12 protein-coding genes are annotated in these 15,524 nt (G+C 43.7%); 5 read left to right on the top strand and 7 right to left on the bottom strand.

The window, feature by feature from the left end; all coding sequences use genetic code 11:
• Nucleotides 1-45 precede the first annotated feature (45 nt).
• The 5 genes from ACI48O_RS09595 to ACI48O_RS09575 form a co-directional block, all read right to left on the bottom strand.
• Nucleotides 46-750 (bottom strand): CpsD/CapB family tyrosine-protein kinase, encoded by a 705-nt coding sequence (locus ACI48O_RS09595; RefSeq protein WP_435561575.1) that lies wholly within the window; start codon nt 748-750, stop codon nt 46-48.
• Nucleotides 740-1,480, bottom strand: a complete 741-nt coding sequence (locus ACI48O_RS09590; protein ID WP_435561574.1) for a YveK family protein — start codon at nt 1,478-1,480, stop codon at nt 740-742. The genes ACI48O_RS09595 and ACI48O_RS09590 overlap by 11 nt, the downstream gene beginning before the upstream one ends.
• A gap of 317 nt (nt 1,481-1,797) precedes the next feature.
• Nucleotides 1,798-2,505, bottom strand: coding sequence for a CpsD/CapB family tyrosine-protein kinase (locus ACI48O_RS09585; protein WP_435561573.1), 708 nt, complete (start codon nt 2,503-2,505; stop codon nt 1,798-1,800).
• A 19-nt stretch (nt 2,506-2,524) separates the two neighbouring features.
• Nucleotides 2,525-3,241: a YveK family protein gene (locus tag ACI48O_RS09580; RefSeq protein ID WP_435561572.1), complete on the bottom strand. Its 717-nt coding sequence runs from the start codon at nt 3,239-3,241 to the stop codon at nt 2,525-2,527.
• A gap of 385 nt (nt 3,242-3,626) precedes the next feature.
• Entirely contained in the window at nt 3,627-3,782 is a 156-nt protein-coding gene (locus ACI48O_RS09575) for a YwzD family small protein (protein ID WP_435561571.1), read from the bottom strand.
• 209 nt (nt 3,783-3,991) lie between these two features.
• Here ACI48O_RS09575 and ACI48O_RS09570 point away from each other — a divergent pair, with 209 nt between their 5' ends.
• The 5 genes from ACI48O_RS09570 (at nt 3,992) to ACI48O_RS09550 (ending at nt 12,779) form a co-directional block, all read left to right on the top strand.
• Nucleotides 3,992-5,125 (top strand): C40 family peptidase, encoded by a 1,134-nt coding sequence (locus ACI48O_RS09570; RefSeq protein ID WP_435561570.1) that lies wholly within the window; start codon nt 3,992-3,994, stop codon nt 5,123-5,125.
• Nucleotides 5,126-5,340: 215 nt separating this feature from the next.
• Nucleotides 5,341-6,906: an alkaline phosphatase gene (locus ACI48O_RS09565; protein ID WP_435561569.1), complete on the top strand. Its 1,566-nt coding sequence runs from the start codon at nt 5,341-5,343 to the stop codon at nt 6,904-6,906.
• Nucleotides 6,907-7,684: 778 nt separating this feature from the next.
• A complete protein-coding gene (locus tag ACI48O_RS09560; protein ID WP_435561568.1) occupies nt 7,685-7,996 on the top strand; it encodes a hypothetical protein in 312 nt (103 codons plus the stop codon).
• Between the two features lie 171 nt (nt 7,997-8,167).
• Nucleotides 8,168-9,793, top strand: a complete 1,626-nt coding sequence (locus ACI48O_RS09555) for an SWIM zinc finger family protein (RefSeq protein ID WP_435561567.1) — start codon at nt 8,168-8,170, stop codon at nt 9,791-9,793.
• Nucleotides 9,786-12,779 (top strand): DEAD/DEAH box helicase, encoded by a 2,994-nt coding sequence (locus ACI48O_RS09550; RefSeq protein ID WP_435561566.1) that lies wholly within the window; start codon nt 9,786-9,788, stop codon nt 12,777-12,779. The genes ACI48O_RS09555 and ACI48O_RS09550 overlap by 8 nt, the downstream gene beginning before the upstream one ends.
• A 102-nt stretch (nt 12,780-12,881) precedes the next feature.
• On the opposite strand, the gene ACI48O_RS09545 is transcribed toward ACI48O_RS09550, so the two are convergent.
• Both ACI48O_RS09545 and ACI48O_RS09540 read right to left on the bottom strand, forming a co-directional pair.
• Nucleotides 12,882-14,024: a S1C family serine protease gene (locus tag ACI48O_RS09545; protein ID WP_435561565.1), complete on the bottom strand. Its 1,143-nt coding sequence runs from the start codon at nt 14,022-14,024 to the stop codon at nt 12,882-12,884.
• A 15-nt stretch (nt 14,025-14,039) separates the two neighbouring features.
• Nucleotides 14,040-15,443, bottom strand: coding sequence for a zinc-ribbon domain-containing protein (locus ACI48O_RS09540; RefSeq protein WP_435561564.1), 1,404 nt, complete (start codon nt 15,441-15,443; stop codon nt 14,040-14,042).
• Nucleotides 15,444-15,524 lie beyond the last annotated feature (81 nt).

Raw genomic sequence — 15,524 nt, 5'->3', positions numbered from 1 at the left:
TAATTTTTTATAATTTTTACAAGAGTTTGATTTTAACAAAGAGAATTATTTCGTTCCATAATAATAGTAGTAATTGGACTTTTCCATTTGCTTATTATTCAACACTGCCCCAAGAAGCTTTCCTTTTGCTCCAGTAAGTAATTCCTTTGCCTTAACCACCATTTCAATTTCCGCTATCCCACTTGAAATGACAAGCAGGCTCCCTTGACAAAGATTCGCAAGGATTTGGGCATCTGTAACAGCCAAAACTGGTGGGGCATCAAATAAAATAACATCATATTGGTCCTCTACTGTGTTGAGGAAATTCACCATCGCTCTCGACGATAGCAGCTCTGCTGGATTGGGCGGAATCGGTCCGCTCGTAACTACATCTAAATTTTCCACATCGGTCTTAATAGTGACTTCATCCAAAGTCTTTGATTTAGATAATACATTTGTTAATCCATAAAGATTGGATGCTTTAAACGTATAGTGTACTGTCGGCTTTCTTAAATCAGCATCAACCAGCAAGACTCTTTTACCTTGTTGAGCAAATACGACGGCCAAATTAGCAATCGTTGTTGATTTCCCTTCTCCAGGGCCTGCCGAGGTCACCATAATTGATCGAATATCTTGGTCAATTTCTGTAAATTGAATATTTGTACGGAGTGTCCGATATTGTTCCGAAATAGGTGATTTCGGATTGAATTTTGTGATCAAGGTTCGGTGTTTACTATTCTTTACGAGATTCTGTTTTCTTCTAAGAACCAATTGACTCACTCCTTACTCTAGAATTACGAACGTGAACGACATCTTTCTTTTTTAAATCCGTTTCTTCCATGGTTGTAATGACACCTAATACAGATAAGCCTAGAATTTTTTCAATATCCTGCTCCGTTTTAATCGTGTTATCAAAATATTCTAGTAGAAATGCCGCTCCTACACCTGCCATTAAACCTACAACAAGCGCAATCGCAATATTTAATTGCGGATTAGGTCTGATTGGTGAAGGATGGTCCGCTACTGTTGCTTTTGCAAGAATAGTAACATTATCTATACTCATGATATTTACGATTTCTTTTTTAAACACAGAGGCAACTTTATTCGCGATATCAGCAGCCATTGCCTGGCTTTCATCCTGAACCACAATATTAACCACCTGGGAGTTTTTTTCATTTTGCACAGTAATCTTTGAATTAAGTGTAGCAGTAGACATATTAAGATCTAGCTCATTTACAACAAGATCTAATATCGCAGGGCTTTTTATAATCACGTTATATGTATTAATAAGCTGAAGGTTTGCTTGAACCTCGTCAAAAACAGTCTCGTCACTGTTTTGTTGATTGACTAATAATTGTGTAGAAGCTTGATATATAGGTGTTAAGAAAAAATAGCTAATAATTCCACTTACAAGAACAGCAGTAATCGTGATGAACACAATTAAGCGAAGTCTTTTCCGTAACGTTTGAAGTAACTCTTTCAAGCTGATCGTCTCTTCCATGTCATCCTCCGTTATTTAATATAAAAATATTATTCTATTAAATCATTATATATTAATTATTGGTATTCTAGCGGTGGACTTTTTCTCATTTTCCAACGTTTCTTCTATAATTAAATAATATTTTTTTATTAAAAGGAAGAGAATTTACGGTTTTGGAATTAAATTCTATTTAATTTGAACTTTACGTGAACGTTTGTATATTTTATAAAATAATATTTTTTAAAAATAAAAAATATTAGCCTATTTCCCAATGCATAGTAACCATCGTAGCATTGTCGGATTTACCGGTAAAGGGGTGGAAAAAGTCGAACTTTGTCCTATTTGCTGCCGTAATAATAGTGGTAATTCGATTTTTCCATTTTCTTATTATTTAACACCGCACCAAGAAGCTTTCCTTTTGCTGCAGAAAGCAGTTCTTTTGCCTTTTCTACCTTGTCGATCTCCGTTTTACCACTTGCAATGACCAGTATATTGCCTTCGCAAAGATTCGCGAGGATTTGCGCATCAGCAACTGCAAGTATTGGCGGTGAATCAAACAGGACTAAATCATATCCTTCCTCTACTTGTGCTAGAAATTCAACCATCGCATTCGATGCCAATAACTCAGCTGGATTGGGTGGAATCGGTCCGCTCGTTAATACATCTAGATTGTCGATATCTGTTGAGGAGATTGCTTCCTTTAATGACTTAAGCCGTGTTAGCACAGTTGTTAATCCATAAACATTTTGAACCTGGAATGTAAAATGAACGGTTGGTTTTCGCAAATCAGCATCCACAATCAAGACTTTCTTTCCTTGCTGTGCAAAGGTAATCGCTAGATTAGCGACTGTGGTTGACTTTCCTTCGGAAGGGTCAGTTGAAGTGACCAAAATGGATTTTATGTCCTGATCAACGGATGAGAATTGAATGTTCGTTCGAATGGTCCGATATTGCTCAGAAATAGAGGATTTAGGACTTAGCTTCGTAATAAGACTCCGTTTATGGCTAACTTGTTTGTTACTTTTTCCTTTCTTACTAAAAAACAATTTTCTCGCCTCTTTCTTTTTAACCGCGCTTTACTGAATTTGTTTGTCCACTACTGTCGTTATCACCAATAGTTGATATTACCCCTAAAACCGGAATATCTAATCGTTTTTCAATATCCTGTTCGCTTTTTACTGTATTATCCAAGTATTCAAGCAGGAACGTTACTCCCACTCCAAGCATAAGTCCAATCACAAGTGCTATTGCAATGTTTAATGGAGGATTTGGCTTGATTGGGACAGGATGTTCAGCGATCGTTGCTTTGGCTAAAATACTTACATTATTTACATTCATAATTTTTACAATTTCGTTTTTAAATACTTCGGCAATTTTATTAGCCATTTTAACAGCCACTACAGGATTGGCATCCTGTACGGATATATTGACCACTTGAGAATCCTTTTCACTTTGAACCGTAATCTTTCCATTCAACTGTGACGAAGTCATATCTAAATCCAATTCTTTGATTACAAGCTCCAAAATGGCCGGGCTTTTAATGATCACATTATATGTATTAATTAACTGCAGGTTCGTTTGAACCTCGTTTGGACTATATACTGTCGTTTCATCTTTTGATTGATTAACTAGCAGCTGAGTCGACGCTTGATAGATAGGTGTTAAATAAAAATAACTGATGACTCCACTGACAAATACTGCTGTTATCGTTATGACCACAATTAAAATTAGTCTTTTACGTAATGTTTGAAATATTTCTTTTATGCTAATTGCGTCTTCCATTTCTTCCTCCGATGTAAATAATTTTCCAGAACAAAGTGAATTATATCACAGTTTTTTGTTAATTTTTTAAATTTTTTGTAAAAACTTATCATTTTTTATACTATATTGACTGTGACATTATGAAATAATTTTATTTGTGTAGGTTCTTATTAGCTTATTTTAGGAGATTAGGCAGTGTAAAGTGGTAATAAATGGACAATAAAAAAGGGCACTCAATAAAACAAAGTGACCAAAAGGAAATTATAGTATCGATAAAAAAACTAGGGTCATACTTTATGAGGGGGAAAAATAAGAGGAATTATATTAAATCGAGTACACTTTTGGCTACGCAAGGACTTGTCTTTCAGCTTTTCTATGCCAATTTTTTTATACTAAATAAGTTAATCTATTTCGATATAATATTTTTCAAATCTCCAATAATATCCTCCAGCAGTTTTCCCACTGTGATTTCACGATCAGACTCACCACGTTCGTAAGCTCGCATAATGAGATCTTGAAAGGTTATTTGGTTCATTGATCCTTCTTGAATGTTTTGCTCCATTACTTCTGCCTCCCTTAATCCATAGATTCTATTTTATTAACAAATCCATTAATTGTAAATATATTTCCAGTTATTAGTTATGACAATTTTTGGACAATCTTTGAAACTACTTTAGATTTCCAGTAATCGACAATGTCTGTCATAGAAAGGTTTTTGCCCATGTGATAAGCTTTTAATAGTGACAAAAATTTATGGGGACGGTGAGGAAAATGAAGAAAAAAATCGTATCCGCTGCAACTATTGCTGTCCTTTCTACAGCATTTGCAGGCAGTGCTTCAGCCAGTTCATACATAGTCCAAAAGGGCGACACACTCTCACATATCGCGATAAAATACCAAACTACTGTAAATGAGCTTAAGCGTCTCAATCAATTAGCCTCCGACCGCATCTATATTAATCAAAGTTTGTTAGTTTCTCAGACTAGCGGGCCTAGTTTATCAACTAAAACCAGCGGAAGTCCCGCTCCTGTTCAAGCTCCGGCAGCCAATCAAGCGACTGCTACTGTTAAAACCTATACCGTTGTTAGCGGTGATACTTTAAGTAAAATCGCCAGCAAGCATGGTATCACGCTTGCCAATTTAATGGCCTGGAATAATCTATCTACCTATCTAATTTATCCAGGGAATGTCCTCAAGGTTTCCAATCCTAGTACTTCTGGAAGTGGACAAGCCTCTGCGCCATCCGGTTCCGCAACTCCAACCAATAATACAATTTCTTACACTGTAAAAAGTGGAGATACTTTAAGCCATATTGCTCTTAAATACGGCATGACGGTTGCAAATCTCAAATTGTTAAATAATCTCCAATCTGATTTAATTTATGTCGGACAGACCTTAAAGGTGACATCCAATTCGTCCTCTACTAAGCCAACTACTATCGCTGCTCCGGTGCCAAGCAGTCCTGTTACGACCCAACCAAGTAATATAAATGCTCCGGCAACGAGTACACCGGTGACAACGACACCTGTTTCGGCACCAACATCACAGGTAGAAGCTTTACTTAATACGGCTAAATCACTAGTTGGCACTCCTTATTATTGGGGCGGCAAAACCCCTGCCGGCTTTGATTGCAGCGGCTTTATTTACTATGTATTCAACCAATCCGGGAAGTCGATCCCGCGAACTTCTGCGGAAGGCTATTATAATCGCTCCTATTATATTTCGGATCCACAACCGGGCGATTTGTTATTTTTTGAGAATACATATAAAACCGGGATTTCCCATATGGGCATTTATCTAGGCGGAAATCAGTTTATTCATGCGGATTCAAACGGGGTTCGGATCACGGACGTAAACAATGCTTATTACCAGAAACACTTTGATGGATTTAAGCGGTTTTATTAATATTTGACTTTTTGGCAGGCGGGATGTGATACTCCCGTCTTTTTTCTGTCTTCTTCCTTGTTGGATGCCGAAGGTATCCTTCCTTTTACATAAATTTCCCAAAGTTACTAAAACTAATATTGATTTTTTTGGGACTGATGTTTCCCTGTTATGAATACTTCTTACATAACCTTAACCTAGTGATTTTCATAACAAAGCTACTCAAGGAGGTTTTTATGGTTACGTTTAAGAGAGTTTTACTGATTCCAGTGCTGATAACTGCTTTATTTTTACCAAAAGAAGGGGTTAAAGCAGAGACAGCCGGAACTCACAAGAATGTCATTATGATGGTGATGGACGGGACAAATTCCAGTGCGGTGACGTTGGCGCGTTGGTATAAAGGGGGACCGCTGGCGTTGGATGAGATTTTGGTTGGCGGGGTGCGGACTGCTTCGCTCCGGTCGGCGATTACTGATTCGCCTGCTGCTGGTACGGCGCTGGCGACTGGGAATAAAACGATTGCCCATGTGGTCGGGATGGTACCGAGGAAAAAAGACCTCCATCCAGTGGTCAATTTAAGTGAGGCGGCGAAACGGGCCGGGTTGGCGACTGGGATTGTGTCGACTTCTGAGATTCAGAATGCTACTCCGGCGAGTTACTCGTCCCATGTTACCGATCGGTATCATTATGATGATATTGCCGAGCAGCAGGTGTACGGGAATTTTGATGTTGTGTTGGGTGGTGGAAAGCGGTCATTGTTGAGGAGAGTTCGTACTGATCAGGAAAATCTTGTGGCGGCTGTTGAGCGGAAGGGCTATCAGGTGGTGGAAAATAAGGATGAGCTTGCGGCTGCGGTTGGTGGAAAGGCTGGCAAGGTTTGGGGGAGTTTTGCTTCTAATGCAATGAGTAATCATTTTGACCGGGAGTTTTTGACACCGGGGCAGCCTACGCTTGCAGAGATGACGGAAGCGGCGCTTGGCGTTTTGAGTGGCAAGGATCGCGGGTTCTTTCTATTTGTAGAAGGAAGCAAGGTCGACTGGGCGGCACATAAAAATGATCCAGTCGGGATGGTCAGCGAGGTGCTCGGGTTTGACGAGGCGGTTGGGAAGGCGCTCGAGTTTGCCAAGCAGGATGGCAACACTTTGGTTATTGCGGTTACGGATCACGGCAATAGCGGGTTGACGATTGGAAACAGGTCAACGGATAAAACGTATATGGATTCGGGGGCGGATTTGTTTGTGAAGCCGTTGAAGAAAGCCGAGTTGACGTTGGAAGGTGCTCTGGCCACGTTGGAGGATGATCGTGGGAATTTGCGTGAGGTTGCGGCTTCGTATGGGTTAAAGGACTTGTCGGGGGCGGAGTGGCGGCGCTTGAAGTACGCGGATGGCGATAAGGGTCTGGAGAAAGAGATGAGCCGGATGCTGAGTCGGCGGGCGAAGCTTGGGTTTACGACGTATGGGCATACGGGTGAGGATGTGTTTTTGTATGCTTTTGGACCTGGGAAGCCGGGCGGGTTGATTGATAATACGGAGATTGCCGGGGTGGTGGCTCGGCATTTAGGGTTTGAGTTGAACGGTGGCGTTCGGTATGTGGAGGCGCGGGAGTTTTTTGAGGGGAAAGGGTATGGTGTGAAGGTGCGCGGGGCGCGGTCGGCGAATCCGGTGTTGGTGGTTGAAAGGGATGGTGAGGTGCTTGAGTATCCGGAGAATAAGAATTATTTTGTGAAGAATGGGGTTGAGCAGGTCGAGACGGCGGCTCCGAATGTGTTTAATGGGAAGGAGTTTTTTGTTGCGGTACCTTAGGGTGGATCGTTGTTGGGAAGTTATACCCACCGGTAGCTTATACTGAATCCAAATTGTGATTTTTGCGGACATCAGTTCCGTTATTTCGACGAAAAGTGTTGTTTTGGGAGGCTATGAGGACATAGGATCCGCTATTATGCTATTTTGAAGCGTTATTGGTCTGTTTTTTTCAAAATAAGGGATCTCATGTCCGCTTAGTCTTCAAAAAGGCAAGAATTTAGTAAAATAAGGGCTTCTGTGTCCGCTAAAAATTTTCCACGGGGTATATTTAGTATTTTATAACCTTCGAAACATCCTAGTTCACGAGACTGGGCTATTTTTTTGACCAAAATGACGGGAAGGAGTTTTTTGTTGTGGTGCCTTAGGGGGGATCGTTGTTGAATGGTAGCTTTTACCGAATCCAATTTGTGATTTTTGCGGACACCAGTTCCGTTATTTCGGCGAAAAGTGTTGGTTTGGGAGGCTATGCGGACATAGGATCCGCTATTATGTCATTTTGAATCGTTATTGGTCTGTTTTTTTCAAAATAAGGGATCTCATGTCCGCTTAGTCTTCAAAAAGGCAAGAATTTATTAAAATAAGGGCTGCTGTGTCCGCTAAAAATTTCAAGCGGGGTACTTTAGCCATTCGATAACCTTCCAACTAGCCTAGTTCATGTTTATATGTGACTGGGCTGTTTTTTTATCGTTAATTTTTAAAATATTCTTAATTTTTAGAAGGAATTTTCGAAATTTTGTCGAAATAATAATTTACTTTAAAAAGTAAGGGAGAGATTGCTTTGCATAGCTTATTATTGGTGACTGTTTTATCATTGCTTATGCTCTTCTTTGGGTTTTTGTTAGTTTATTCGAAGGTTGAGACAAAAACGGCGGGGAAATTTGCCGCTTTCTTGGTTGTATATAGTTGCATGGCATATCCGGTTCTATATACCGTATATGGGGAGCTGGAAAATCCTTCGCTAGGTACTAGCGTTGGGCTTGGGATGGCGTTCTTGTTTACTTGGGTGTTGACTGCGGTTATTTTTATCTTTTCGATTATGTTCCGATATAAGAGTCAAAAGGAAGAGGATTATTATTTATATCAAGAATAGCGTTTCGTTTCCGCCGGGGTGGTCCTGGCGGATTTTTTTTGCCGGTAATGTTTTTTTAAAACAATAATTTTGCACTGATTGGCTGCTTTAATTTTACCCAAGGGTCAAGCCGTTTTTTCTCCATATTTTTGGTATAATAAAAGAATATGGTTTTTTAAGGGGTTGGTTGTTGTGGCGACCATTAGTGAATATACAGCGGAGATGTTGGACGCTGCTGCGCGTAATTTAAAGGGGCTGTTGCGCTCGGAAAATGATGAGCACGGGAAGCTTGTTCAAAAGGGGCTGCTCTTGTTTCGTCAGGGGCTTGTGCATCAGCTGCGCTTTGATGGAGATAAAGTGTCCGCTTCTGTACAGGATGTTACGCCTGTTTATGTGAAGCTTGATTTGGAGGATCTTGAGGCAAGCACATGCTCTTGTCCGGTAGAGGGATTTTGCCGGCACCAGATGGCAGTGTTTTTTCAAGCATTGGCTCAGGTTGGCAGTGTTGCGACTTGGGTTGAGGATTGGCGCCAGCCCTTGAAGGCGCGGAATTCTGCTACCATATTGGGAATGCAGACGGCGCGGGATTTGTTGAAGTCAACGAAGAAGCTGGAAGCGAACTATGAGGATTGGACCGCGACTTTTTCCGGAAGCTTTGAGTCGATCATGTATGGGCAAGGACGGCCCAATCCTTATGTCGTTGGCGATTTGTTTAATGTTTATTGGCGGCGGGTTAAGGCCGATTCGCCTGTTGAGTTAGAGTGGCGCTATTTGTACGAGTTGATTGCCGCGGTGCAGTCATTTTTGATGCTGGCTGGGCTTAGTGAGGAGTTTGGCCACACGGATAGCATGGTGGATCGTTATTATCGCAACCTTTTTCATACGATGATTGAGGATGTTGAGAAGGCAATGATCCGGCTGTCGGTTTCTTCTATGCCGTTTGCGTTTGATGGTTTTATTGAAAAATTAAAGGATGATGCGCGCGGCTTGCTGGCAGTGAACAAGGTCGTTGAGTACGAAGGAATTCACCTGTACCGGCTGCTGTGGAGTCAGATGTTTAAGAAGTCGCAGTGGCGCGGCGAGGAACGGCAGCGGCTATATGTTGAGCTGGAGCGCTGTGATGGCGATTTGCCATTGCTGCTTGGTTTGGTTCATCAGCATATATTGGCACGGAATGATGAGCAGGCGCTTGATTCATTGGCAGGGCTTGAGACAAAGGTCGTTCCATACTTGCTTTACTGGATGGAGGTATTGAGCTCGCAAAAGGAATGGAAACGGGTTGGACCGTTTGTGGAGCAGTTCGTTTCGCGGCTGCATCCATACTTGGAGTTCCTTGGCGATTATGATGCTTGTGTTGATTTTACCGGACTGGCGATGGATCTCGTTGCACCTTATTGCGACGTGCTCGACCGTGTGGATTTATTTGAGCGGACGCTAGTTCAATGCTTGCCGTACAGTTTTCGTGTCTATGATACGTTTTTATATAAGCAAGGTTCTTTTGAAAAATGGATCGAGCTGCAGGCCTTTATCGGCTTCGATCTTCACTATATGGATTCAGAGCGGATTAAAGAGGTGCAAAAGCGTGAGCCGGCTGCCCTCCTCCCTCTTTATCATCAGGCGATTCAGGCGAGTATTGAACTGAAAAATCGCGGCGGCTATCGTGAAGCAGTGCGGATGATGAAGAAGGTGCGGACGATTTATAAAAAATTAGACCGGCTCGAGGATTGGGAGCGGTTTTTCGAGCTGCTCCAAATTCAGACGAAGCGGCTTCGGGCGTTTCAAGAGGAATGTATAAGGGGGAAGTTGACCCATGCTTAAATCAAGATATGTGAAAATTCACCTCTTCCCTTTGGATGCTGGTCGTTATTTTTTAAAAGCAGAGAAGGATACCGGCGAGATTGTGCCTGTTAGTGTCTGGAAAAAATTATTGTTTTTCCACCATGAAGAAAGCTTTTTTGGCACGATGGTGGAAAGCAGCTTTGTGGATGGCGAGGAAGGCGTTGTATTGAACGGCTGGGACCTGGTGACGCTGTTCGCAAAGGAGCCGTTCAACCGGTTTATTGAGTGGGATTGGGACGATTTGTCTCAGGCCAGTATGGCGGCGGCACCGGCGATTTATGAAGCGGTGATGGAGCGCGATTGGCTTCCGGATTTTTCGGCTTGGGAGGAAGAGTCGGCGTTTCGCTGGGCCTTGCCTGAGCGTGTCGTAAGTGAGTTTGGTCCGGGGTTTTGGGATCAACGTGTTGGTGACGGGGGGACGGTTCTCGTGTCACCGGATGTTGCTGCGGCGGGCGCGGTTCTTGGTTCACAGTCAGTCGATGAGGCGGAAGGAGATTTTGGTGACACGAGAACCGTCCCCATGTTGCATTTTATTGGGGATTGGTTTAATGGGGCGTTGGATGCTTATTTGGCGCGGAATGAGGCGATGAAGGCGCTGTTTGGCGAGAAGTTGGCGCATTTGCGTGAGCAGGGTGTTTCGGCGAAGGCGTTGGCGCACTTCTTTGATGAGGAGTCTTGGCTGCAGTGGATTGGCTTAAAGGATGACCCGACACCGTTTACGATTGGGTTGCAGCTGGAGGAGCCTGCTGAGGCAGACCAGGAATGGAGCTTGAACGTGTTTTTGCGCGGGAAAGCGGCGGATGAAGCGGACTTTGTCGTGCGAATTGATGACCCTGTTGATTTGGAGACTGGCATGCGCGTTGTTGAGGAGGATGGCATTCCTTTGAAGTGGCGGCCGTTCCTTGGGAAGGTTGCCGTTGAAGAGGCGCGCTGGGTCGGGCTGTTTCCGTGGCTGGCTGGTCGCGGGCGTGCTCAACGGCTCACGTCCAGGCTAACGGAGTTTGAGGCGTGGGAGTTCTTGACTGAGGCGAGCGAGACGTTGGTCGCTTTAGGTGTAGAGATATTATTGCCGGCTTGGTGGCAGGCGATGAAAAATACAAATTTGAAGGTAAAGGCGCGCGTGAAGGGTTCATCTACGCGTGGCCCGTCTTATGTGGGCTTGCAGGCGCTACTTGATTATGACTGGCGTTTCTCGATGAATGGTGTGGAGCTGTCGGAGTCTGAATTTCAGCAGATGGTCGAGGAAAAGCGGCGCTTAGTGTATGTGCGCGGGCGTTGGATAAAGCTCGATCCGCAGTTTATCCGGCAGATTCAGGATTTGATGAAGAAGGCGGATAAGCAGGGGCTTCATGTTCGTGATTTATTGGAGCAGGAGCTGTTGGCAGATGAGGCTGCTTCAGATGAGGATGAGCTCGATAATCCGAAGGCGTTTGCGCGGATTCAAATTGAGTTGAACCGGCAATGGAAGCAGATGGTGCGCCAGCTCAATGAAGTGAAGGAAATTCCGTTGGAGCCGGTTCCGGTTGGGTTTAAGGGTGAGCTCAGACCTTACCAACAACTGGGGATGAGCTGGCTATGGTTTTTGAGGCAGACTGGTTTCGGGGCAATTCTAGCTGATGATATGGGACTCGGGAAAACGGTACAGCTGTTATCTTATTTACTTTTAATAAAAGAAAGAAGTGCAGGGGCGGGATCTGGGTCAGCTGGGCCGGCGCTGATTATTTGTCCGACGTCGGTGCTTGGGAACTGGCAGAAGGAGATTGAGCGGTTTGCGCCTGGGACCCGGGTGTATTTGCATTATGGGGCTGGCCGGTTGAAGGGCGAGGAGTTTCGGGCCCGGGCTGAGTCGGTGGATATTGTGTTGTCGTCGTATGGCTTGACTCATCTTGATTTTGAGGAGTTTGAGGGGCTGACGTGGAGTGCGATTGCGATTGATGAGGCGCAGAATATTAAGAATGCGGCAACGAAGCAGTCGCGGGCGGTGCGGAAGCTGCGCGGGCAACATCATATTGCTCTGACGGGGACGCCGATGGAGAATCGGTTGAGCGAGCTGTGGTCGATTTTTGATTTTACGAATCATGGGTATTTGGGTGGTTTGACGCAGTTTCAGAAGCGGTTTGTGGCGCCGATTGAGAAGGATGGCGATAAGGCTGTGGTGGAGCGGCTGCAGGCGTTGATTCGGCCGTTCTTGCTGCGGCGGACGAAGAAGGATCAGGAAGTGGCGTTGAATTTGCCGGATAAGCTGGAGCAGAAGGAGTATTGCCCGCTGACGGCGGAGCAGGCCTCGTTGTATGAACAGCTGGTGAAGGATACGTTTGCGGAGATTGAGTCGTTGTCGGGGTTTGAGCGAAAGGGCTTGATTTTGCAGATGTTGGGTCGGTTGAAGCAGCTGTGTAATCATCCGGCGTTGTATTTGAAAGAGGTTAAGCCGCGTGGGGTTTTGGAGCGGTCTGCGAAGATGGAGAAGCTGGTCGAGCTGGTCGATGCTGTTGTGGCTCGCGGTGAGAGTTGTTTGATTTTCACGCAGTATATTGAGATGGGCGAGATGATTCGCGGGCTGTTGCGCGGCCGGTTGGGTCTTGATGTGCCGTTTTTGAATGGTTCGGTGCCGAAGCAGCAGCGCGATGTGATGATTGAGCGGTTCCAGGACCGCGAGTTTCCGGTGTTCTTGCTGAGCTTGAAGGCTGGGGGGACGGGGCTGAATTTGACGGCGGCGAATCATGTGATTCATTACGACCGCTGGTGGAATCCGGCGGTGGAGAATCAGGCGACGGACCGGGCGTACCGGATCGGGCAGGATCGGTTTGTGCATGTGCATAAGCTGATTAGTACCGGGACGCTGGAGGAGAAGATTGACGCGATGCTCGAGAAGAAGCAGTCGCTGAATGAGCAGATTATTCAGAGTGAGAGCTGGATTACCGAGCTGGGTGATCGGGAGCTGGAGGAGCTGCTGACGCTGGGGTAAGTGGATATGGGATATGGTAAGCTTTAACGCAGCACAGCGCCGGGGGACTGTCCCCCGGCGCTGTGCTGCGTTGATGTGGTGGGGGACTGCCCCTCGCTATTCTTATTTTATTTCTTTTCCTTCTCCCGATAGGATCTTCACTTGGTCATTTTCTAAGCCGATTTCGTACGTGACTTTATATTTACTATACTTTGTATCGCCATTGTCGTTTTCTTCTGCTGTTATAAATACTGTCGTCGTCACTTTCTCACCAGATGCGGATGAGGTAATGTCGTCAATCTCAACAGCTTCTGTATTTAGATAGCCTTGTCGAAAGGATTCATAAACAGTTTTTGTTTGCCATGAGCTTCCTAAGAGAGAATAGGCTGTGACATAATCGCCGTAATTTAAATTTTCGTAGAAATACGTTACTAAATACTCCGCCACTTCTTCCTTAGATACCTGCTCATCCTCGTAAGCATACCCTTCATCACCGAAAGCAATATCAGGTAATGTTGTTAATGGATTGGCCGACCAGCCTTCTATCAATTTTTCAATATTAATGATAGGGATGCTGAAACCGATCGAACCTTCATCCATTCCGGCAGAGTTAACTCCCAGAACTTCTCCTGTTTTACTATTGATTAATGGTCCCCCGCTATTTCCAGGAGCAATCGGCGCAGAGATTTGATAGACATCCTCATAATGAAAAGGCTCTATATCGAAATCACGGTCATTTCCGCTAATAATTCCCGTTGTAACGGTATTTTGTAATCCCAATGGACTGCCGAGAGCAAGAACCTCATCTCCGACTTCAGCTTTTTTTGAAGCCATTTTTAAAGGCTCAGTACCTGCCAGACCAGCAACTCGGACAAGCGCAACATCCGTTTCTTCACTAATTCCAATTACGGTTCCGGATAATTCACGGGAATCCGCGGTTTTCACTTTTACATCCTTCGCGTTCGCCACTACGTGGGCATTGGTAATCACATCGCCTTTATCATTATAAAGAAAACCCGAGCCGAGCGAACCATCAGGTAATTCAATTTTCACCACAAGCTTTTGAACATCATGAATGATTTCCTTTAATTCCGGGCTATCATTTACCTTTTTCGCTTTGGCTGTTTTTTCATTAAAAATAATACTTGATGTAGCTGGCAACTTATTAGGGACTTCTTTTTTAATATAGGTATAAGAATAAATTCCTGCTCCCCATATCATTAATGTGGTCGCTATACTTAAAATCCATTTCCAGTTCCATTTCATTGTCCTCACCTGCCTTTAATCCAAATACCAAGTTATGTTATCAATCTCAACCTTTACATTTCCATCAATTCCATAAATAATATCTTCAAAGTTCCCCGTTTCTCCAGGTGCTAAATAATATGGGTAAACTGTTGTATAGCTATCATCATAATAGGCCCCTGACTCATCATAGATGGTGTATTCAATCTTTACAGAATAGATAGAGGTTGTCGCACTGCTTTTTACCTCGCCATAAAGATAAAGATCTCCATACTCATCTTGTTCCACTTCAAAACTAGTTACGTCAACGGCAGCTGTATGATTTTTTAAATCCTCTTTAGCGGCAGCTTCCATTGCCTGTTCGATCCGTTCCTGTTCTGCTTTTTCAAAGGACGTTTTTTCGGATTGAACTCTTTCTTTAAAGGCGAGCAATTTTGCGTCTTCCTTTGAGTAAGACAGACCATTATCCAGAACGGAAATTGCATTGCTGAAATCTTTATCCTGTAAGTATTTCTCAGCTTGATCACTTGCCAGTTGAATAATTTTATTTAGAATCTGCGTCTTTACTGCATTCGCTTCTGCTGATGAAAGGGAAGCAACGACCGTAAGCTTGCCGCCTAGCTCATCAATGGTGTTCAAGCCATCAAGCTCTTGTTTTATTTTTCCTACAGTAATACTTACCTCTTTTTCCTTCAGTTGTTGGTTGAACGGTTCAAATAAAGGGCCCTTTTGTTTACTAACCTTCTCCGTTAGCGTGTTTAGTTCCTTTGTCGCATCCTCAAACTTCTTAGTTTTAATAAAGTTTGCAACCTTGTCCATTGATTTGGAATAGCTTTCTGCGAGTTTAACGGTTTCTTTCTCTGTTTTTAACAGCTTATAATCTGGGCGGAGTTTGATTCCCTTATCTAAGGCTTTGATGGCCTTTTCGTATTGTCCTTTGAGGGCCATCTTTTCTGCTTCTGTCTTTAATTCTTTGACCTGCTGATTGACGTTTGTTTCGTGGTTGTAATAAGCATAAACACCGCCCGACACTCCGAGGAGACTTATGAGAGGAATGATAACAAATAGGTATTTAGCGAGTTTCTTAGATAGGCTTGTTTCTTCATTTTGTGCTGCAGCTCTTTGCTGAGGCTGCCCCTCATTTTTTATTTTTGCCTGGGCCTGGGCTTGGACTGCGGCAGCAACCTCTACTAGAGCTGATTCAGGCACTTCTTCCGGGTTTTCTTTTCCTTCAGGTTCCGCCTCAAACTTTGGAGATGGTTCAGCCTCCGCTTCAACTGCCCACACCTTACTGCTTGAATCATCATAAGCTTTAGTAGAGCTAGTTTCTTCTTGAATAGGTGCATTTGGTGGATTTAAATCCTGACTAACATTTGCTCCACATGAGGAACAAAAGCGGGATCCCTCCTGCAGCTTAGAACCACATTGATGACAATACACCTTACTCCCCCCCTTATTTAATTTTTAATCAATACCCTATTTCTAAATTTAACACAATTGTAAAAATAAGGCAGACTGCAT

It is taken from the genome of Neobacillus terrisolis (genome assembly GCF_051233475.1).
GTDB lineage: Bacteria > Bacillota > Bacilli > Bacillales > Cytobacillaceae > Bacillus_BU.
The sequence above is the reverse complement of the archived record's forward strand: the minus strand, read 5'-3'. Positions and strand labels throughout refer to the sequence as shown.

Bases quoted from the DNA above. Each gene is read 5' to 3' on its own strand.
- ACI48O_RS09590 (WP_435561574.1), bottom strand. From the start codon at position 1,480: ATGGAAGAGACGATCAGCTTGAAAGAGTTACTTCAAACGTTACGGAAA.
- ACI48O_RS09545 (WP_435561565.1), bottom strand. From the start codon at position 14,024: ATGAAATGGAACTGGAAATGGATTTTAAGTATAGCGACCACATTAATG.
- ACI48O_RS09580 (WP_435561572.1), bottom strand. From the start codon at position 3,241: ATGGAAGACGCAATTAGCATAAAAGAAATATTTCAAACATTACGTAAA.
- ACI48O_RS09575 (WP_435561571.1), bottom strand. From the start codon at position 3,782: ATGGAGCAAAACATTCAAGAAGGATCAATGAACCAAATAACCTTTCAA.
- ACI48O_RS09565 (WP_435561569.1), top strand. From the start codon at position 5,341: ATGGTTACGTTTAAGAGAGTTTTACTGATTCCAGTGCTGATAACTGCT.
- ACI48O_RS09570 (WP_435561570.1), top strand. From the start codon at position 3,992: ATGAAGAAAAAAATCGTATCCGCTGCAACTATTGCTGTCCTTTCTACA.
- ACI48O_RS09550 (WP_435561566.1), top strand. From the start codon at position 9,786: ATGCTTAAATCAAGATATGTGAAAATTCACCTCTTCCCTTTGGATGCT.